This is a genomic window from Streptomyces sp. NPDC002328 (assembly GCF_042890065.1).
Taxonomy (GTDB): domain Bacteria; phylum Actinomycetota; class Actinomycetes; order Streptomycetales; family Streptomycetaceae; genus Streptomyces.
Genome location: NZ_JBIARQ010000002.1, coordinates 479582 through 498220 on the forward strand (window position 1 = coordinate 479582; position 18639 = coordinate 498220).

Annotated in this window: 19 protein-coding genes; 17 read left to right on the forward strand and 2 right to left on the reverse strand. The window is 69.4% G+C overall.

Going from position 1 to position 18639, the window contains the following annotated elements:
* Positions 1-182: 182 nt before the first annotated feature.
* Both ACFYX4_RS08540 and ACFYX4_RS08545 read left to right on the forward strand, forming a co-directional pair.
* On the forward strand, positions 183-473 hold the full coding sequence (locus ACFYX4_RS08540) for a hypothetical protein (RefSeq protein WP_389327996.1): 291 nt from the start codon (positions 183-185) through the stop codon (positions 471-473).
* Positions 474-538: 65 nt separating this feature from the next.
* A complete protein-coding gene (locus ACFYX4_RS08545; RefSeq protein WP_389328655.1) occupies positions 539-940 on the forward strand; it encodes a hypothetical protein in 402 nt (133 codons plus the stop codon).
* A 34-nt stretch (positions 941-974) separates the two neighbouring features.
* Here ACFYX4_RS08545 and ACFYX4_RS08550 read toward each other — a convergent pair whose 3' ends face one another.
* A complete protein-coding gene (locus tag ACFYX4_RS08550; protein WP_389327999.1) occupies positions 975-1811 on the reverse strand; it encodes a hypothetical protein in 837 nt (278 codons plus the stop codon).
* 345 nt (positions 1812-2156) lie between these two features.
* Here ACFYX4_RS08550 and ACFYX4_RS08555 point away from each other — a divergent pair, with 345 nt between their 5' ends.
* From ACFYX4_RS08555 to ACFYX4_RS08625, 15 genes are all read left to right on the forward strand, one after another.
* Complete coding sequence (locus ACFYX4_RS08555) at positions 2157-2369, forward strand: hypothetical protein (RefSeq protein WP_389328002.1); 213 nt, start codon at positions 2157-2159, stop codon at positions 2367-2369.
* A gap of 125 nt (positions 2370-2494) precedes the next feature.
* A complete protein-coding gene (locus ACFYX4_RS08560; RefSeq protein WP_389328005.1) occupies positions 2495-2923 on the forward strand; it encodes a DUF3592 domain-containing protein in 429 nt (142 codons plus the stop codon).
* A gap of 72 nt (positions 2924-2995) precedes the next feature.
* Positions 2996-3712, forward strand: coding sequence for a hypothetical protein (locus ACFYX4_RS08565; RefSeq protein ID WP_389328008.1), 717 nt, complete (start codon positions 2996-2998; stop codon positions 3710-3712).
* Between the two features lie 87 nt (positions 3713-3799).
* Positions 3800-4996 carry a phage tail protein gene (locus ACFYX4_RS08570; RefSeq protein ID WP_389328011.1) on the forward strand — a complete coding sequence of 399 codons (1197 nt, stop codon included), beginning with the start codon at positions 3800-3802 and terminating at the stop codon, positions 4994-4996.
* Positions 4993-6276: a tape-measure protein gene (locus ACFYX4_RS08575; RefSeq protein ID WP_389328014.1), complete on the forward strand. Its 1284-nt coding sequence runs from the start codon at positions 4993-4995 to the stop codon at positions 6274-6276. Before ACFYX4_RS08570 ends, ACFYX4_RS08575 begins: the two co-directional genes overlap by 4 nt.
* An 18-nt stretch (positions 6277-6294) precedes the next feature.
* On the forward strand, positions 6295-7212 hold the full coding sequence (locus ACFYX4_RS08580; protein WP_389328017.1) for a phage distal tail protein: 918 nt from the start codon (positions 6295-6297) through the stop codon (positions 7210-7212).
* Between the two features lie 58 nt (positions 7213-7270).
* Entirely contained in the window at positions 7271-8485 is a 1215-nt protein-coding gene (locus ACFYX4_RS08585; RefSeq protein ID WP_389328020.1) for a hypothetical protein, read from the forward strand.
* Between the two features lie 24 nt (positions 8486-8509).
* A complete protein-coding gene (locus ACFYX4_RS08590; RefSeq protein ID WP_389328022.1) occupies positions 8510-9700 on the forward strand; it encodes a hypothetical protein in 1191 nt (396 codons plus the stop codon).
* Between the two features lie 25 nt (positions 9701-9725).
* Positions 9726-10823 carry a hypothetical protein gene (locus ACFYX4_RS08595; protein ID WP_389328025.1) on the forward strand — a complete coding sequence of 366 codons (1098 nt, stop codon included), beginning with the start codon at positions 9726-9728 and terminating at the stop codon, positions 10821-10823.
* Entirely contained in the window at positions 10820-11950 is a 1131-nt protein-coding gene (locus ACFYX4_RS08600) for a hypothetical protein (protein WP_389328028.1), read from the forward strand. The genes ACFYX4_RS08595 and ACFYX4_RS08600 overlap by 4 nt, the downstream gene beginning before the upstream one ends.
* Entirely contained in the window at positions 11950-12663 is a 714-nt protein-coding gene (locus ACFYX4_RS08605; protein WP_389328031.1) for a hypothetical protein, read from the forward strand. Before ACFYX4_RS08600 ends, ACFYX4_RS08605 begins: the two co-directional genes overlap by 1 nt.
* Before the next feature lie 23 nt (positions 12664-12686).
* Complete coding sequence (locus ACFYX4_RS08610) at positions 12687-13121, forward strand: ATP-binding protein (RefSeq protein ID WP_389328034.1); 435 nt, start codon at positions 12687-12689, stop codon at positions 13119-13121.
* Positions 13122-13233: 112 nt separating this feature from the next.
* Positions 13234-14115, forward strand: a complete 882-nt coding sequence (locus tag ACFYX4_RS08615; RefSeq protein WP_389328037.1) for a peptidoglycan-binding protein — start codon at positions 13234-13236, stop codon at positions 14113-14115.
* A gap of 34 nt (positions 14116-14149) precedes the next feature.
* Positions 14150-14386, forward strand: coding sequence for a hypothetical protein (locus tag ACFYX4_RS08620; protein ID WP_389328040.1), 237 nt, complete (start codon positions 14150-14152; stop codon positions 14384-14386).
* The gene (locus tag ACFYX4_RS08625) at positions 14383-14643 is read left to right on the forward strand and encodes a hypothetical protein (RefSeq protein WP_389328042.1); all 261 of its coding nucleotides are present in this window, start codon (positions 14383-14385) and stop codon (positions 14641-14643) included. The genes ACFYX4_RS08620 and ACFYX4_RS08625 overlap by 4 nt, the downstream gene beginning before the upstream one ends.
* 62 nt (positions 14644-14705) lie before the next feature.
* Here the strand turns inward: ACFYX4_RS08625 and ACFYX4_RS08630 are convergent, their stop codons facing one another.
* Positions 14706-18623: a DNA-directed RNA polymerase subunit beta' gene (locus tag ACFYX4_RS08630; RefSeq protein ID WP_389328045.1), complete on the reverse strand. Its 3918-nt coding sequence runs from the start codon at positions 18621-18623 to the stop codon at positions 14706-14708.
* Positions 18624-18639 lie beyond the last annotated feature (16 nt).

Below are 18639 nucleotides of genomic sequence, written 5' to 3' on the forward strand. Positions count from 1 at the left end.
TGTCCCGTCCCCCGCCCCGTGCCCCCCCGCGGTGCCCCCCCCCCCCCCCCCCCCCCCCCCCCCCCCCCGCGCCCCCCGGCCCCCCCCCCCCCCCCCCCCCCCCCCCCCCCCCCCCCCCCCCGGGGCCCGCACCACACCTCATCCTCTCCGAGCTTCCCGGACTCAAAGGAGCACTCATCACCATGGCCCGTTTCGACGTCAACGCCGCCCGCGCCCAGCGCCTGGAAGCCCTCGGCCGCACCTGGTCGTTCGAGCTCGACGGCGAGTCCTTCACCCTGCCCACCGAGCTGACCCGCGCCACCGCCCGCGCCCTGCGCGAGCTGGACGACAACGACGTCGACGGGCTGCTGCGCCTGCTCATGGGCGAGCAGCAGTTCGCCCGCTTCGAGCGGCACGAGATCACCATGCAGGACATCGCCGCCATCCTGGAGGCCTACGGCAAGGAGACCGGGCTCGGCCTGGGGGAAGGCTGAGCCTCGTCGGGTTCGTCGACGAACACGCCGAGGCCCTCGAAGCGGACCTGCTCCGCTACTACGGAATCGACCTGCTCGACTGGCACCGCGACCGCCTCTCCGCACGCCGGCTCGCGGTGCTCATCGAGCATCTCCCGCGCGACAGCGCCCTCAACCGGGACCTGCATGGCGAGGCCGCCGAGTGGTCGGTGACGGATCACCTGCTGGCCGCCGCCGTGGACCATCTGGCGGCCGCCAACTGGATGTTCGCCTGCGTCAACACCGCCGAGGACGGGGACCAGCCGGAGCCTCCGGCGCCGGTGCCCCGGCCGGGCGGCGAGACGAACGAACGGGACGCGGACGCGATCACATCGTCCACAAGTGCAGCGCCGGACGCGGACGCCCCTCCGGGGTTCCGGTCCGCCGAGGAAGGCGACGGCCGCCGCGCTGCACCGTCCGCCGCCCAACTGGCCCGGTTCTTCACCTGAGTCAACGGCCCGGCACGCCCGGGAGGCCCGAGATTCAGCGGGACCCCGGCGCTCCGGGCTGCTCGTCCCGGCGCCGTCCACCGGCCCGGCCCTCCAGTTCATCGGCGAGGGCACGGGCCCGGTCAGACAGCCGGCGCCGCTCCTCGCCCGGGGAACCTGCTCCGGCTGGGTCGGCCGCCTCCGGCGTCGACCGGTCACCGGGTTCCGTCCGCCGTCCTCGCTCCCGCCCGGACCCCGTTCCGGTCTCACCGGGCCGGTCCAGCGGTGGCACGCTGGGCCGGCCGTTGCGACGGACCACCGGACGCCGGTCCGAGGCCGGCGGGAGCTTCTCGCGCACCTCGCGGGCGGAAAGCAGGAAGTCGCCCGTGGAGCCGTCACCATGGCCGGTGTCATCGTCCTCCGACAGCACGCTCGGCGAGGGGGCGGGCACCGGTGTCCCGTCCGCTACCGACCGCTCCCGCAGACCACGCTCCTCCACGCGCGTCACCTCCGGGGGAGGCCGCAGGAGTTGGGCGTACGGCAGCGGGATGACCTCACCACCCTGCTCACTCTCGGGCCGACGGGCCTGGCGCGGGCGGCGGCCCGCGCGGGCGTCCTCCTGGCCCTGGAGATAGGCGGCGGTGAGCCGATCCTCGTACGCGCTCCGGATCGCGGGGAGTTGTTCAGCGACGACATCGGCCCAGCCGGCGCTGTAGGCGGCCATTTCCCGCCGGTCGAGTTCGGCGCGCGGCATGACCACGAGGTCGCTCGGGTCATGGCCGAGACGGAGGACGAGTTCGGAAACACGGGCGATGAGATGTGGCAGGTCAGGCGCCTGGTCCAGCCAGTCGATCACATGATCGTTCCGCGCGTCACCGTCGTCCCCGTCCACCCGTCGGCCTTGCTCTCGTCCCTGCCGCATCGCACCCCCGCGCGAGGGCGGCCGCCCCGTCGTCGCCCGGCGATCATGGCGGGCCATCAGATCTCCGGCTGAGCTTGACTGTTCACTTCGTTCACCGACGGGAGTGCCCGGCCGGATCCTACTCCACTCACCTGTCACAACCGCCACCGCACCCCGTATCGCCGCAGGTCCGGACCGCAGCGCGACGGAGAGTCCTCGACAAACACGGAACGACACCACAGGATTACTCGTACACTAGTTCGAACGGACGTTTCGTACGCCTCAGAGGCGCCACCTGTACCACAGCCCAGCGGACAGACCGGAAAGCAGGCCGATATGGCGACTGGCACGAGCAACTCCCCGAAGCAGCCGATCGACACCTACACCCGCCTCGCCCGCCTCCTGCACGCCACGGCTCCCGACCGCGAGGCCCTGCTCGACCAGGTGTATGAAGAACTGCTCGCCCGGGAGTCGCGTGCCTACGCGGCGGGCTGGTCGGACGCGCTGACGGAGGCGCGTCGAATGCGCCGGCCCCAGGACCTGCCCTAGTTGCGGATTCGCCCAGCCCCCCGCGTTCTCCTGCGCCACCGAGGCGTTACGAGTGAAGGGACGCATGCCCGGTCGTCCCTCCCAGGATCGCCCACTGGGGCCGTCACGCCGCATAGGATCCGCACATGGCCATGGCAGTGGGCGCTCTCGTCGCGGTGATCATGTGCACGATCTCCGCCTTCTGCGCGATGGCCGCTCATCGCATATACCGCCTGCGTCTTCACGGGGTACGGACGACCGGCCGGCTGGTCGACTACCGGGTCGACACGGATGACGACGGCGACGAGTGGTACTTCCTCACTGTTGCGTTCACCCTGCCCGACGGCACCCAGGTCGAGTGCGAGTCGACGACTCCAGTCCGTCGCCTTCCCTTCGGCCTGCACCGAGGGGACTCGACGGACGTCACCTACGATCCGGCCACCCCCCGGCGCATCTCCTTGACGTCAATCGAGACGACCGACCGCACGTTGGGAGACTCCCTGGCCTACGCCGTCACGTCCGTCGCCGCGCTGGTCGGTGCGGCCCTTGCAGCGGTCAAGAGCTCGGGCGGTTGAGAGTCTCACCCCCCTTCACCCCGGTCCGGCCGGGGTTTTTTCATGCCATCGGCCAAATGATTGCGAGGCAACATGGCCAGAACCGTTCCGGAAATAGATCAAGATCTCGGAGTCCTGGAAGGCGACTTCAAGACTCTTGACGGTTCCGTTGACGCCATCAAGAAATCTCTCGGCACCTTGCCGGCAACTCCAGATGTGGCCACGCGCCTGAAGGACCTTGAGGGTCAGGTCGCCTCTCTCAGGGGGCGGGCCACCAAACTGGAGGATAACGTCAAGCCGCTCCGAGATCTCTACATGGGGCTCGCCTTCACCACGACAGCACTTGCCCTTTCGGCCACCCTCGTCAAAATCGACATACAACTCATCAAGATCGACCTCACGCTATGGAAGAAAATAGACGAGAAGCATCCCCTGGCCAAGGCGGTCGGCCGCTTCCTGGTAAAGCCGGTAACAGCACTCCGCGACTCGATATTCAAGCAACGAGCCACGGAGAGGGCAAGGGTAGCCAAAGAAGCTGCGGACAAGAAAAAGGCCGAAGACGACCTGAAGAAGCTCATCGAAGGGTTGCCGCCCAGGGTCAAGGAGAACGAGGACGCGATAAAAAAGATCCAAAAAGCGCTCAAAGACGCCCGCGACAGCGCCCGTGCGGCCAGGGACGACCGAACCGGCCTCTCCTCGCGACACAAGGGCGTCGACGCGCAGAGCCCGATTATAGGTCCGGTGGCGAAGGACGTGAAGAACCTCCGGAACGCCGTGGACGAACTCATCAATTCTCTCAGCGGCGTCTGATGCTCGCCCGCGTCGGGGACGAGTGGATCCGGAGTAACGCCATAGCAGCCCTCGACCCGAGAGAACTTCGTGTAAGGAAGGTTCGCCTTGTCACTCGTCGGTTCGATGAAGAAGGCATCCGCATCGCTCCAGGACTTCAAGGAGAAGGCCTCGCATGCGGGGACCGCCGCCAGAGAAATAGGTAACTCCGGTCAGAGGGGTGCCGGTCAAATCAAGGCTCTCCAGACGGCCGCCCAGAGCTCCGGAAAGGAGCTGAAAAACCTCAAGACTGCCTCCGACCAGGCCGAGAAGTCCATCTCCAAGGTCGGCAAGACCGGCTCCACCGCCGGCAAGAACCTCGGCAAGTACGAGTCCGGGGCGAGCAAGGCGGCCAAGGGCCAGGACAGGATGAACAAGTCGATGAAGGGCAACTTCTTCGGCATGCTCATGGACCTGCTCATGCCGCTCATCCAGAAGGTCGTCGAGATGGCGACCAAGTCGAAGACCATGCAGAAGGTCCTGCAGACCGCCTTCGGCGTCATCAAGTCCGTGATCAGCACCGTCATGAAGGCCATCGGGCCGATCATGAAGAACGCCGCCAAGCTGATCAAGTCGGTCTGGAACGGCATCAAGACGGCCATCTCGGCGGTCGTCAAAGCCGTCGCCACCGTCATCAAGACCTACGTCGCCATCTGGAAGAAGGTCATCACCACCGCACTGAACGCGATCAAGACGGTCGTCTCCAGCGTCTGGAAGGGCATCAAGTCCGTCATCTCGCCCGTCGTCAACTGGGTCAAGTCCGCCGTCCCGAACGCCTTCCGTGCCGTCAAGGACAAGCTGTCCAGCATCTGGGGCGGCCTCAAGGGCATCGCGGGCCGGGCCTTCGACGGCATCAAGAGCGCGGTGAAGGGCCCGATCAACGGCGTCATCGGCATCATCAACCGCGCGATCGGCGCCCTCAACGGCATCAAGGTCTCGATCCCCGGCTGGGTCCCCGGTGTCGGCGGCAAGACCTTCGGCGTCAGCCTGCCGAGGATCCCGATGCTCGCCGCCGGCGGTGTCGTCATGCCCCGCTCCGGCGGTGTCCCGGCGATCCTCGCCGAGGCCGGTGAGGCGGAGGCCGTGCTGCCGCTGAGCAAGCTCGACCGGCTGTTGAAACGGGCCGCCGTCCAGGGCCCGGCCTTCGCCGGAGCGGGCGGGTCGATCGGTGGCGCGCTGCACATCGAGCACTACTACGCGGCCGAGGACACGAGCCCCCAGCGGACCGCCGACGCCCTGATGTTCCTGGCGAAGGCACGCGGATGAGTGCCGCACTGCCGGCCGCGGCCGGGCCCCCCGACCTGTTCGCCGGCGTCGCCTCCGCCCTCCGTTCCTTCCAGGCCGGCGTCGCCGGGGGCGGCAACGCACTGCGCTCCCTGACCGACAGGGTCAAGAGGTCCACCACGGGTGTCGACGGCGTCCGCTCCGCCGCCGACAGGAGCACCGGCGCCGTACAGCGGACCAAGGCGAGCGCCGACGCCGCCGCCCGTTCGGTGGCCAGGGCCGGCCGGACGGCCACCGCCGCCGCGACCGGCGTGAAGTCCGTCGGCGACAAGGCCAAAGGCTCCACCCGTTCCCTGCGCAAGCTCCTGTCCGCGGCGGGCGGTGTCGTCGCCCTCGTCGCCGGTCTGCTCAGCGTCGCCGGCCCCCTCGGCGACCTCCTCGGCGCCTTCGGCACCGCCATGACCATAGGCGCCGGCGTCATGTTGATCATCAATGCCCTCACTCGCGCCAACCCCATCGGATTCGTCACCGGCCTGCTCCTCCCCGTCGCCGGATGGCTGATCGACCTGGCCCTCAACTCCGAGGCGGGGCAACGCCTGATGGAGCAGCTCGCCACCCTCGTACTGAAGTACGTCGAGGGCTATCTGACCGTCATGACCCCGCTGCTCAAGGGCATCGCGAGCGCGGTGAACACGTACGTCACCGGCTACCTCGGCCTCATCACCACCGCGCTCACCGTCATCGGAGCGCTCGTCGGCACCGGGTTCGCCGTGCTCAAGGCGCTCACCACCGGGGACACCCGGGCACTCAGCGGCAAGGTTTCGTCGGTCTGGCGGGGGTTCAAGAGCGCGGTCAAGCCGGCCCTGGACTGGATCAGCAAGGACATCCCGCGGATGTTCACCCGGGTCAAGGAGGCCACCTCCCGCACGCTGAACGCGCTCGGCCAGTTCGTCACCACCGGCGCCCAGACCGTCGCAGGCGTGGTCAAGGGGCCGATCCAGGGGCTCATCGCCTTCGCCAACTGGGTGATCGACAAGCTCAACGGCCTCAGCTTCAGCCTGCTCGGCAAGAAGTTCGGCGTCGATATCGACAAGATCCCCATGCTCGCCGAGGGCGGCATCGCCGTCCCCGGAACCTCCCGCCGGGCGGGCCGGGTGCTGCCGCTGACCGAGCTGGAGCGGCAGCGGGCCCTCGCCCGCAGGCTCCGGGTCGCCTCCCGACGCCCGTACCACGTCAAGGAGTTCCACGAGACCCGGGGCGCCGGTGCCCGCTCCACCGCCGAAGACCTGCTCTTCCTCGCATCCGCCCACGCCTGCCCATGACAGTGAGGTGACGGCCCGATGGCCGAGACGACAACCGCATACACCGAGGACGTTCCCCCCGGCTCACTCATCACCCGCGACGGGCAGATGCAGTGGGCCGGACTGCTGCTGGGCCCCGGCACCCCGTACGAGATCGACCGCGGCGGCCTCACCGGATGGGAGGACCTGCCGGAGTACGACGCCTCCGACGCCGACCACCCGACCGCGCACGGCGCCTGGCCGGGCGCCCGCTACGCCAAGCCCCGCAAGGTCGGCGCCACGGTGTGGACCGTGCCGGCGGGCCATGGCACCGAGTCCTCGCTCGGCGCGATGCGCGCCCTCCGACAGGCTCTTCTGCTGGGCGACTCGGAGCGCTGGCTGGCGGTACGGCTGCACGGCGAGACCCTGTCGGTGCGGGCCCGGGTGAGCCAGCGGGTGCTGGCCGCGGACCGGACGTACACCACACAGGGCGTTTCCCGGGCGTCCGTGCAGTGGCACGCCACCGACCCGCGCCGCTACTCGATCACCGAGCAGACCGCCGTCACCGGCGCCCCGCAGCCGGAGAGCGGACTGACGTGGCCGCTGACCTGGCCTCTGTACTGGGGCCAGACGGCCTCCACCGGTGACGTGAACGCCGACAACACCGGCTCCGCCCCCACCCATCCGGTGATCGCTTTCACCGGACCGTGCTCCAACCCGGCGGTGACCGACCGCGCCTCCGGCCGTCGGCTGCGCTACCGGATCACCCTCGCCGGCAGCGACGAACTGGTCGTCGACACCGCTGCCGGCACGGTCACCCTCAACGGCACCGCCTCGCGCCGCAACACCGCCGACGCCGACAGCAGTCCCGAGGAACTGTTCGCCTTCGAACCGGGCCGCGCTCAACTGGCGTTCCGCCCCGACGCCTACGCCACCGGTGCCCGGATGACCGTCCGCTGGCGCGACGCGGAGTGGTGACCTTCCCCGACCACCCCGCTGCTCCCGCCGGCCGACACAACCCCGAGGAGAACCCCCAGTGAACCTGCGCAGCTCATGGGTGGCCGAGACCGGCCAGACCCGCGAGGACACCCGTCTCACCCAGATCGGCGCGACCACCCCGGCCAACCCGCTCCAGGCCCGCTCCGGCATTCTGCCCGGCTCCTACGACGGCCAGTACCGCCTCTCCGGCTTCTGGCTGGAGGGCAACGCGGGCTCCATGAAAGCGACCCTCCACGAGGGGCGGGCCGTCATCCAGGCCGACGCCACCCAGGGCGTCTACCCGGTCACCCTCGCCGAGCCGTTCGCCCTCACGTTCGCCGACGGCCAGGCCCAGGACCGCTACGACATGGTCGTCCTGCGGATCTACGACGACCTGTACGACGAGTCCGGTGAGACCAAGGCCGCCATCGAGATCGTCCGGGGCGTCCCGGCCGCCGACCCGGTGATGCCCGCGCTGCCGGACATCGTGCTGCCGATCTACCGGGTCCGGGTCCGGGCCGGGATCAGCGCCGGCAATGGCGGTATCAACTGGAACGCCGACGCCCTGGACCTGCGGACGCCCACCGTCGCGGTCGGCGGCATCCTGCCGGTGGTCGGTGACACCGGCAACGGCGCCTACCCGGGCCAGTACCGGGACTCCGGCGGCGCGCTACAGCGCTGGGACGGCTCCGCCTGGGTGTCGTACCCGAGCGCGCTGGGCGGGATCGCCCCCGCCGGCACGGTGACCACGGCCAGCTATACCGGCCAGTACCGGGACAGCTCCACCGGGCAGCTCCAGCGCTGGAACGGCTCGACGTGGGTGTCGTACCAGCCGGTGCCTGCCTGGACCGACTACACCCCCAAGTGGGGCGCCGACACCGGGACCGCGCCGGCCATCGGCAACGGCACCCTGGCCGGCTCGTACGTGAAGACCGGCACGCTCGTCCACGTCCGGATCTATCTCAAGATGGGATCCACGACCAACCTGGCGGCCCAGGCCACCAACGGCAACTGGAACTTCTCGCTGCCGGTCCCGCCGGTCTCCTCGACCTGGAAGCTGGACGGCCGTGTGCTGAACGTGCTCGGCTTCGACGCCTCCGCGGGCCTCCAGTACCCGGGCAGCGGCCAGCTGTCGACCACGGGCGGCGGCACCGTGCGCAACCTGCGCGACTCCCTGAAGCAGGGCAACGCCTACTGGGACAAGGGTTTCCCGTTCGCTTGGGCGGCCAACGACGTGCTGTCGATCCACGGCAGCTACGAATCCGCCTCCTGACCCGACTCACCGGAAGGACTCGACATGAACGCACGCTCCGCCTGGCTGTCCCCGGACGGCCAGACCCGGGGGGACACCCGGGTCACCCAGGTCGGCGCCGTCACCCCGGTCACCGACGTCAAGGGACGCTCCGGTGTGCTGCCCGGTTCCGAGGACGGCCAGTACCGGGTCACCGGCCTGTGGCTGGCCGGCACGGCCGGCACCATGTCCGCCACAGTGGGCGTGGGCCGCGCGGTGATCCAGTCGACGGTCTCCCGCGGCGCCTACCCGGTCGCCGTCACCGAACCGGTCGTGCTCACCTTCGCCGACGGCAACCCCCAGTACGGCAGGATCGACCTGGTCGTCCTGCGGGTGTACGACCACGACCACGACGCCTCCAGCCGCAACGAGGCCGCCGTCGAGATCATCCAGGGCGAGCCGAAGGCCCTGCCCGGGGCGCCCGTGGCCCCGGACGCCTCCCTGGTGCTGTTCACCGTCGCCGTCGCGGCGGGCACGAGTGCCGGCACGGGAGGCATCGACTGGGACAACGCCCGCGTCGACCGGCGCCCCACCACCGTTGCCGTCGGCGGCATTCTGCCGACCCGCTCCGACGACACGGCACCCGGCGGCTACCCCGGCCAGTACCGGGACATCAACGACACGCTCCAGCGCTGGAACGGCTCCGCCTGGGTGCCGTACCCGAAGGGCATCGGCGGTATCGCGCCCGCCGGCGCGGTCGCGACCGGGAATCACACCGGCCAGTACCGCGAGTCGTCCAGCGGCGTCCTCCAGCGGTGGAACGGCTCCGTGTGGCTGCCGGCCGTGACGCCGGCGTTCTTCACGTCGTCCATCGACTCCGGCTCCACCACGTCCACGGTGTGGACGGCCGCCCTCAGTGGCACGGCGGTCACCGCCCTGACGCTGAACTTCCACGGCCCGAGCACCGGCGCGGTGCTGCTGCACTTCGGCGCCCGTATGACGACGACGGGCAGCAGCACCGCCACCGCGTTCATGGCCCCGCAGATCAGCCAGAACGGCACGGTGACCTTCCCGCCGCACGAGGACTACGCGGCCGTCTACGGCGGTGCGGTCGCCGGCTCGGTCGCGACCATGTGGCGGATGTACGGCCTCACGCCTGGCGCGCTCTACACGATGACCGCTATGCACCGCTCCAGCGACGCCGCGGTGACCTGCTGGTTCAACAACCTCTTCATGCGCGTCGAGCCGGCGTTCTGATCCACCTCACGACAAGGAGCTGAACATGCCCGTACGCTCCGGCTGGCTGTCCCCCGACGGCCAGTCCCGCGAGGACACCCGGCTCGTATCGCTGGGCGCCCTCACCCCGACCTCGCCCGTCGCCACCCGCTCCGGCGTCCTGCCGGGCTCCTCCGACGGCCAGTACCGCATCTCCGGCTTCACACTGACCGGCACCACCGGCACCATGAGCGCCACGGTCAGCCCCGGCCGGGCCGTCGTGCAGAGCACGGACGTCCGGGGCGCCTATCCGGTCGCACTGACCGAGTACCTGCCCCTCACGTTCACCGACGGAAACTCCCAGTACGACCGCATCGACCTGGTCGTCCTGCGTATCCACGACCACGACCACGACGGCGAGGGCCGCTACGAGGCCGCCGTCGAGATCGTCGAGGGTACGGCCGCCGCCCTGCCGAGCATTCCCCCCGCGCCCGGCCTGTCGCTCCCGCTGTACGAGGTGCGGGTCCCTGCGGGCGCGAGCGCGGGAACCGGCGGCATCCCCTGGACCACATCACTCACCGGACGCCGCACGGCCACGGTATCGGCAGGCGGCATCCTGCCCGTCACCACCGACACCGCCAACGGCGCCTACCCCGGCCAGTACCGGGACCTGAACGGCCAGCTCCAGCGCTGGAACGGCACAGCCTGGGCCGATTACCCGGTCCTGCCGACCTGGCAGAGCTGGACCCCGGTCTGGACGACCAGCAGCGGCAGCGCCACACCGTCGTACGGCAACGCCATGGTGAGTTGCCGGTACACGAAGTACGGCAGAAGCGTGCACTGCAACTTCGCCCTCGTCTTCGGCAGCACCACCAACTTCGGCAGCAGCCCCACTCCGTCCGACAACTGGCGGTTCTCGCTGCCCTTGCCGGCCGCGACGGTCCAGTCCGTCGTCGGGTTCGCCGAACTCGGTGTGGACAACACCAGCCGGGTCATCGCGCGCGTGCAGATCCCGACCACGACCACGTTCGAAATGATGATCTCCTCAGGCCGTTCCAGCGGAGCCGCGCTCGCCAATACCGGTCTCGTGGACTCCCTCACTCCCTGGACCTGGGCGAACGGGAACGCCGTCCTCGGCACCGCCACCTACGAGGCGGCCTCATGAGCGTCACCTCCCCCTACCGGGCGATCTTCTGCGACCTGCTCACCGACCGCACCATCGACATCCTGCCGATGCGCGACGTCACCGTCGACGACTACATCGGCAAGGCCGGCTCCCTCTCGGGCACGATCCCCGTGCCCGACGCCGCCATGGCCGCCCGGGTCCGCCGCATCGAGGAGGGCCGCACCTCGGTGTACCTCCAGCGTGGCGACGACCTGTGGTGGGGCGGCATCATCTGGACGTCCACCCTGCAGAGCGACGACCGAGGCGTCCTGACCCTCGGCATCCAGGCGGCGACCTTCGAGTCGTACGCGGGCCGCCGCCGTATCCGGGCGGCCACGCCGTCCTACGACCCGTCCTACAAGCTGGAGTTCCGCGACAAGTACCAGCTGGACATCGTCCGGGGCCTGTGGACCGACCTGCAGACCGCGCTGCCCGGCGGCGGCATCGGCGTCACCTACGGCGACGAGCACTCCGCAGTGAAGCGGACGGTCACCTACCGGGACGGCGACGAGACCGTCCACCTGGAGGCGATCGACGCGCTCGCCGCCCTGGAGGACGGCTTCGAACACCACATCGCCGTCTATCGCGACCCCGCCACCGGGGCGCGCCTGCGCCGGCTCCGCCTGGGCAGCCCGAAGATCGAGATCGGCACGAGCGACCTGGTGCTGGACCGGCCGGGCACCATCCTGTCGTACTCCTTCCCGCGCGACGCCACCCGCGGCGGCACCACGGCCCGCGCCCGCGGTGCCTCCACCAACACCAACCAGACCGAAGAGTCCAGGCCGTTGGCATCCAGGATCGCGGTCGCCACGGAGCTGATCGGGGCCGGCTACCCGCGCATCGACCTGACCTCCGACCACAACGAGATCACCGACCAGATCGTGCTGAACTCGCTGGCCGGCGCCGAACTGGCCGCGGCCACCGGGGCGGTGGTCATCCCGGAGATCACCATCCGGCTCGACGACCTGGTGCCGCCCGCGCTGCTCGGCCGCACCGTCCGCATCCGCGTCACCGACGAGTGGTGGACCGAGGGCCTCGACGCCCGCTTCCGTGTCATCGGCGTCAAGGTCAGCCCGGCCCAGCGTGGCCGGCCCGACACCGCCGAGCTCTACCTCGAGGAGGTCTGATGCCGCAGCTGCCCGAAGACATCATCGACCGACTGACCCAGATGGAACGCCGGATCCAGCAGCTGTCGACGGCCGTCAACAGCCGGCCGGCGCTGAACAAGGTCTCCGGCGGCGGGGTGGAGATCACCGACGGCGGCTACCTGGTCGTGCGGCCGCCGGACGGCGGTCCGGCCGTGTTCGCGGTCGGCTCGTGGAGCGGCGACGAGTACGGCATGGCGATCCGCCGCCAGACCGGTTCACTCGCGATGAGCCTGCACAACGGCGACGGGTCCAGCACCTCGCTCCAGCCGCTGCGGATCTTCGACAACGGCGGCCGGGAGGTCTTCTCGGACGACGCCCCCAATGGCGGTCTCGCCCGACCCTGGCTGACCATGTTGCCCCCGCAGGACAGCACGATCACCCGCTGGCCGCAGACCGCGGCGACCGCTTGGACGACGATCGCGATGTCGTACAACATCGTCTGGCAGCCGAGGATGCGACTCCTCGTCAACACCCGGGTCAGCTCCGGCGGTGCCGGCAACGTCCAGGTGCTCGTCAACGGTGCCGCGTGGGGCACCGCCGTCACCGCCGGCACCGACTTCGACCACAGCGGACTGGTCAGCAACGACTTCGCCTCGGTCCACGGCACCCTGCTCAAGGTCGAGATCCAGGCGAAGGCCACGACCGGCACCGTCTACGCCAATCCCGTGCTCATGTACGGCCGCCAGAGCTGACATCCGAGGAAGGCAGCGCATCCATGGACATCGACACCGACCAGCCCTGGGGTCTCGCGATCGACTACGCCGGCCGCGCCACCCTCACCGAGGCGGATCACACGGTCTACGTCAACGTTTCCGACACCAGCTTCAACAGCATCATCGCCCCCGACTCGGTGACCGGCACCTACTCCCCCGTCACCGTGACCGCGCAGTTCAGCGAGACCGGTGACAGCGGCGCGGTCCTGCGCGGCACCGGCCGGGTGACGGTCATGCCCGTCGGTACAGCCCCGGTCGTCCCTGACCAAACGGCCGTCCAGCGGGCGGTCGCCGCGGCACTGGAGGACTTCCGAGCCAACGCGGCAGCGTACGTGGCGCTGTGCGCCGCGTGGGCGACGGACGAGCTCGAGGGAGACGGCGACCCAAGCACCGGGGGTGAGACCGACCCGGACACCGACACCGAGTCCACCATCTGACTTACTGACCGACCGACCGCCCCTCCGCCCGTCTAAAGGAAACACCCCAACGCCCCGAGCCGCCCACCGGCCGGGGTTTTCTCATGTCCGCGACACCCAGGAGGCACAGCCCATGGCCAACCCCCTCTCCGCCAACGCCCTCTTGTCCGCCCTGCGGGCCGAAGGCGTCACCGTCCTGGAGCACGTCGACTGGCGCACCAACAACCGTAATCACAAGGGCAGTTGGGGCCCGGTCAACGGCGTCGTCATCCACCACACCGTCACCACTGGCACCAACGCCACCGTGAGACTGTGCTTCGACGGGCACTCCGCCCTGCCCGGACCGCTCTGTCACGGCGTCATCGCCAAGGACGGCACGGTCCACCTCGTCGGCAACGGCCGCGCCAACCACGCCGGTGTGGGAGACCCCGACGTTCTGGCCGCTGTCGCCTCCGAGCGCGCCACCCTGCCCGCCCCGAACCAGCGCACCAAGGACGGCAACGCCCACTTCTACGGCTTCGAGTGCGTCAACCTCGGCGACGGCAAGGACCCGTGGCCCGAGGCCCAGCTGGAAGCCATCGTCCGGGCCTCGGCCGCCCTGTGCAGGGCACACGGCTGGAGCGCCCGCTCGGTCATCGGCCACAAGGAGTGGACCAGCGCCAAGATCGACCCGCGGGGCTTCGCCATGTCCGACCTGCGGGCCCGCGTCGCCGCCCGGCTGAGCCAGGTGCCGACCATCCCGGGCGCCGGTTCCGCCGATCCCGCGTACCAGCCGTTCCCGGGCGCCGAGTGGTTCCGGAAGAAGCCCCGGTCGGCGATCGTCACCGCGATGGGCAGGCGCCTTGTGGCGGTCGGCTGTTCGGCGTACCAGGACGGACCCGGCCCCCAGTGGACCGAGGCCGACCTCAGGTCGTACGCCCTGTGGCAGCGCAAGCTCGGCTACACCGGGGCTGCCGCCGACGGCTGGCCGGGGGCGAAGTCCTGGGCGGCTCTGAAGGTCCCGTACAGCTCCTGATTACCGCGCTACACGAAACCGCGAGGTACCCCCCATGTCCCTGGCCACGAAGCGGGCCCTCCGCACCGTCCTGCAAACCGCCGTCGGCCTGTGCGTCCTGCTGCCGGCGGTCGTCGACACCGTGGGCGTCCCCGAGACCCTGCCCCGGGTCGCGGGGGCCCTGGCCGTGGCCGGTGCCGTGACCCGCGTCATGGCCCTGCCGGCCGTACAGGCCCTGATGCCCGCGTGGCTGCGTACGGAGATCCCGCACGGCGAAAAGAGCGACGCGTGAACGAACCCCTCTCCGACCCGGCCGCCGTCGCCGTGGAACTGGAACGGCTGCGCGGCACCGTGGAGGCGGGCTTCGCCCGTGCCGACGGCCAGCTCGCGCTGCTGGTCCAGCGCAGCGACCAGACCGACAAACAGCTGGCCGACCACGAGCAGCGCCTGGACGCGCTGGAACGCTCCCGCTGGCCGGTGGCCAGCATCGGCGCCCTCGCCGCCATGGCGACGGGCGCCGTCGCGCTGTGGGAGCTGACCGGCCGCTGAACACGCCGAAGGGCGGCCACCCCCCAGGGGGTGACCGCCCTTCAGTGCGTCAGACGTACGCCTTACTGGTTGTACGGACCGTAGTCGTAGTCCTCCAGCGGGACGGCCTGGCCGGAGCCCGTGCCGAACGGCGAGTAGTCGATGTCGTCGTAGCCGACGGCCGAGTACATGGCGGCCTTGGCCTCCTCGGTCGGCTCGACCCGGATGTTGCGGTAGCGGGACAGACCCGTACCGGCCGGGATGAGCTTACCGATGATGACGTTCTCCTTGAGGCCGATCAGGGAGTCGGACTTGGCGTTGATCGCCGCGTCCGTGAGGACCCTGGTCGTCTCCTGGAAGGACGCCGCCGACAGCCAGGACTCCGTGGCCAGCGAGGCCTTGGTGATACCCATGAGCTGCGGACGACCGGAGGCCGGGTGACCGCCCTCCTGCACCACACGACGGTTCTCGGTCTCGAACTTGCCGCGCTCGACGAGCTCGCCCGGCAGCAGCTCCGCGTCGCCGGACTCGATGATCGTCACCCGGCGCAGCATCTGCCGGATGATGATCTCGATGTGCTTGTCGTGGATCGACACGCCCTGCGAGTTGTAGACCTTCTGGACCTCGCCGACCAGGTGCACCTGGACGGCGCGCTGGCCGAGGATGCGCAGCACGTCGTGCGGGTTCTGGGTACCCACGGTGAGCTGCTGGCCCACCTCGACGTGCTCGCCCTCGCTGACCTTCAGACGGGCGCGCTTCGAGATCGGGAACGCCGTCTCGTCGCTGCCGTCGTCCGGCGTGATGACGATCTTCTTGGTCTTCTCGGTCTCCTCGATCCGCACGCGGCCCTGGGCCTCGGAGATCGGGGCGACACCCTTCGGGGTACGGGCCTCGAAGAGCTCGACGACACGCGGCAGACCCTGCGTGATGTCGTCACCGGCCACACCACCGGTGTGGAAGGTACGCATCGTCAGCTGGGTGCCGGGCTCACCGATGGACTGGGCGGCGATGATGCCGACCGCCTCACCGATGTCGACCAGCTTGCCGGTGGCCAGCGAGCGGCCGTAGCACATGGCGCAGGTGCCGACGGTGGACTCACAGGTCAGGATCGAGCGGGTCTTGACCTGCTCGACCCCGTGGCGCACCAGCTGGTCGATGAGCACGTCGCCCAGGTCCACGTTGGCCGGCGCGATCACCTTGCCGTCGATGACGACGTCCTCGGCGAGCATGCGGGCGTAGACGCTGGTCTCGACGTCCCCGGCCTTGCGCAGAACGCCGTTCTCGTCCTTCGAGGCGATCCGCAGCTTCAGACCGCGCTCGGTGCCGCAGTCCTCCTCGCGGATGATGACGTCCTGCGAGACGTCCACCAGACGACGGGTGAGGTAACCCGAGTCGGCGGTACGCAGGGCGGTGTCCGCCAGACCCTTACGGGCGCCGTGGGTGGAGATGAAGTACTCCAGCACGGACAGGCCCTCACGGAACGAGGCCTTGATCGGACGCGGGATCGTCTCGTTCTTGGCGTTCGACACGAGACCACGCATACCGGCGATCTGACGCATCTGCATCATGTTGCCTCGTGCACCCGAGTTCACCATCATGAAGATCGGGTTGGTCTTCGGGAAGTTCTCGTTCATCGCCTCGGCCACCTCGTTGGTCGCCTTGGTCCAGATCGCGATGAGTTCCTGCGTGCGCTCGTCCTTGGTGATCAGACCGCGCTCGTACTGCTTCTGGACCTTCTCGTCCTGCGCCTCGTAACCGCGGACGATCTCCTTCTTCGCCTCGGGGACGACGACGTCGGAGATGGCGACGGTGACGCCGGAACGGGTGGCCCAGTAGAAGCCGGACGCCTTCAGGTTGTCGAGCGTCGCCGCCACGATGACCTTGGGGTAGCGCTCGGCGAGGTCGTTGACGATCTCGGAGAGCTGCTTCTTGCCGACCTCGTAGTCGACGAACGGGTAGTCCTCGGGCAGCAGCTCGTTGAAGAGCGCGCGGCCCAGCGTGGTCTTCAGCCGGAAGCTGTCGCCCTGCTGCCACTCGCCTTCGCCGCCGACGCGCTCCTCGCCCTCCTCCGCGACCGGGGCCGTCCAGCCGCGCGGCGGGATGGTGCCCACCGGGAAGCGGACGTCGATCTTCGACTGGAGCGACAGCTCGCCCGCGTCGAAGGCCATGATCGCCTCGGCGACGGAGGAGAAGGAGCGGTCCTCGCCCTTCACGTCCCGCATCTCGCCGTCGGTGGTGAGGAAGAACAGACCGAGGACCATGTCCTGGGTCGGCATCGTCACCGGACGGCCGTCGGCGGGCTTGAGGATGTTGTTCGAGGACAGCATCAGGATGCGGGCCTCGGCCTGCGCCTCCGCGGACAGCGGCAGGTGCACGGCCATCTGGTCACCGTCGAAGTCCGCGTTGAACGCGGTGCAGACGAGCGGGTGGATCTGGATGGCCTTGCCCTCGACCAGCTGCGGCTCGAAGGCCTGGATGCCGAGGCGGTGCAGGGTGGGCGCACGGTTCAGCAGCACCGGGTGCTCGGCGATGACCTCTTCGAGGACGTCGTACACCACGGTGCGGCCGCGCTCGACCATCCGCTTGGCGCTCTTGATGTTCTGCGCGTGGTTCAGGTCGACCAGGCGCTTCATCACGAACGGCTTGAAGAGCTCCAGCGCCATCGCCTTCGGCAGACCGCACTGGTGCAGCTTCAGCTGCGGGCCGACGACGATCACGGAACGCGCCGAGTAGTCGACTCGCTTGCCGAGCAGGTTCTGACGGAAACGACCCTGCTTGCCCTTCAGCATGTCGCTGAGGGACTTCAGCGGGCGGTTGCCCGGACCGGTGACCGGCCGGCCACGACGACCGTTGTCGAACAGCGCGTCGACGGCTTCCTGGAGCATGCGCTTCTCGTTGTTCACGATGATCTCGGGCGCGCCGAGGTCGAGAAGCCGCTTCAGGCGGTTGTTGCGGTTGATCACACGGCGGTACAGGTCGTTCAGGTCGGAGGTCGCGAAGCGGCCACCGTCCAGCTGCACCATCGGACGCAGGTCCGGCGGGATGACCGGCACGCAGTCCAGCACCATGCCCTTGGGGCTGTTGCTGGTCTGGAGGAACGCGGAGACGACCTTCAGGCGCTTGAGCGCACGGGTCTTCTTCTGGCCCTTGCCGGTACGGATGATCTCGCGGAGGCGCTCGGCCTCCTCGTCCAGGTCGAAGGACTCCAGGCGCTTCTGGAGCGCCGCGGCGCCCATCGAGCCGTCGAAGTACGTGCCGAAGCGGTCACGCAGCTCGCGGTAGAGGAGCTCGTCGCCCTCCAGGTCCTGGACCTTGAGGTTCTTGAAGCGGGTCCACACCTCGTCGAGCCGGTCGATCTCGCGCTGGGCGCGGTCGCGCAGCTGCTTCATCTCGCGCTCGGCGCCTTCGCGCACCTTGCGGCGCACGTCGGCCTTGGCGCCCTCGGCCTCGAGCTCGGCCAGGTCGGTCTCGAGCTTCTTGGCGCGGGCCTCCAGGTCGGCGTCCCGGCGGTTCTCGATCTGCTGGCGCTCGACGGAGACGTGCGCCTCCAGCGAGGGCAGGTCGCGGGTGCGGCGCTCCTCGTCGACGTACGTGATCATGTACGCCGCGAAGTAGATGACCTTCTCCAGGTCCTTCGGGGCGAGGTCGAGCAGGTAGCCCAGCCGCGACGGAACGCCCTTGAAGTACCAGATGTGGGTGACGGGGGCGGCCAGCTCGATGTGGCCCATCCGCTCACGGCGCACCTTGGCGCGGGTCACCTCGACGCCGCAGCGCTCACAGATGATGCCCTTGAAGCGGACGCGCTTGTACTTGCCGCAGTAGCACTCCCAGTCCCGGGTCGGACCGAAGATCTTCTCGCAGAAGAGTCCGTCCTTCTCGGGCTTGAGGGTGCGGTAGTTGATGGTCTCGGGCTTCTTGACCTCGCCGTGGCTCCACTGACGGATGTCGTCCGCGGTGGCCAGGCCGATCCGGAGCTCGTCGAAGAAGTTGACGTCGAGCACTATGCGTCAATCCCTC

Coding starts and splice junctions, on each gene's coding strand:
- ACFYX4_RS08595 (WP_389328025.1), top strand. CDS start 9,726: ATGCCCGTACGCTCCGGCTGGCTGTCCCCCGACGGCCAGTCCCGCGAG.
- ACFYX4_RS08610 (WP_389328034.1), top strand. CDS start 12,687: ATGGACATCGACACCGACCAGCCCTGGGGTCTCGCGATCGACTACGCC.
- ACFYX4_RS08580 (WP_389328017.1), top strand. CDS start 6,295: ATGGCCGAGACGACAACCGCATACACCGAGGACGTTCCCCCCGGCTCA.
- ACFYX4_RS08620 (WP_389328040.1), top strand. CDS start 14,150: ATGTCCCTGGCCACGAAGCGGGCCCTCCGCACCGTCCTGCAAACCGCC.
- ACFYX4_RS08555 (WP_389328002.1), top strand. CDS start 2,157: ATGGCGACTGGCACGAGCAACTCCCCGAAGCAGCCGATCGACACCTAC.
- ACFYX4_RS08590 (WP_389328022.1), top strand. CDS start 8,510: ATGAACGCACGCTCCGCCTGGCTGTCCCCGGACGGCCAGACCCGGGGG.
- ACFYX4_RS08615 (WP_389328037.1), top strand. CDS start 13,234: ATGGCCAACCCCCTCTCCGCCAACGCCCTCTTGTCCGCCCTGCGGGCC.
- ACFYX4_RS08560 (WP_389328005.1), top strand. CDS start 2,495: ATGGCCATGGCAGTGGGCGCTCTCGTCGCGGTGATCATGTGCACGATC.
- ACFYX4_RS08540 (WP_389327996.1), top strand. CDS start 183: ATGGCCCGTTTCGACGTCAACGCCGCCCGCGCCCAGCGCCTGGAAGCC.
- ACFYX4_RS08605 (WP_389328031.1), top strand. CDS start 11,950: ATGCCGCAGCTGCCCGAAGACATCATCGACCGACTGACCCAGATGGAA.
- ACFYX4_RS08600 (WP_389328028.1), top strand. CDS start 10,820: ATGAGCGTCACCTCCCCCTACCGGGCGATCTTCTGCGACCTGCTCACC.
- ACFYX4_RS08565 (WP_389328008.1), top strand. CDS start 2,996: ATGGCCAGAACCGTTCCGGAAATAGATCAAGATCTCGGAGTCCTGGAA.
- ACFYX4_RS08575 (WP_389328014.1), top strand. CDS start 4,993: ATGAGTGCCGCACTGCCGGCCGCGGCCGGGCCCCCCGACCTGTTCGCC.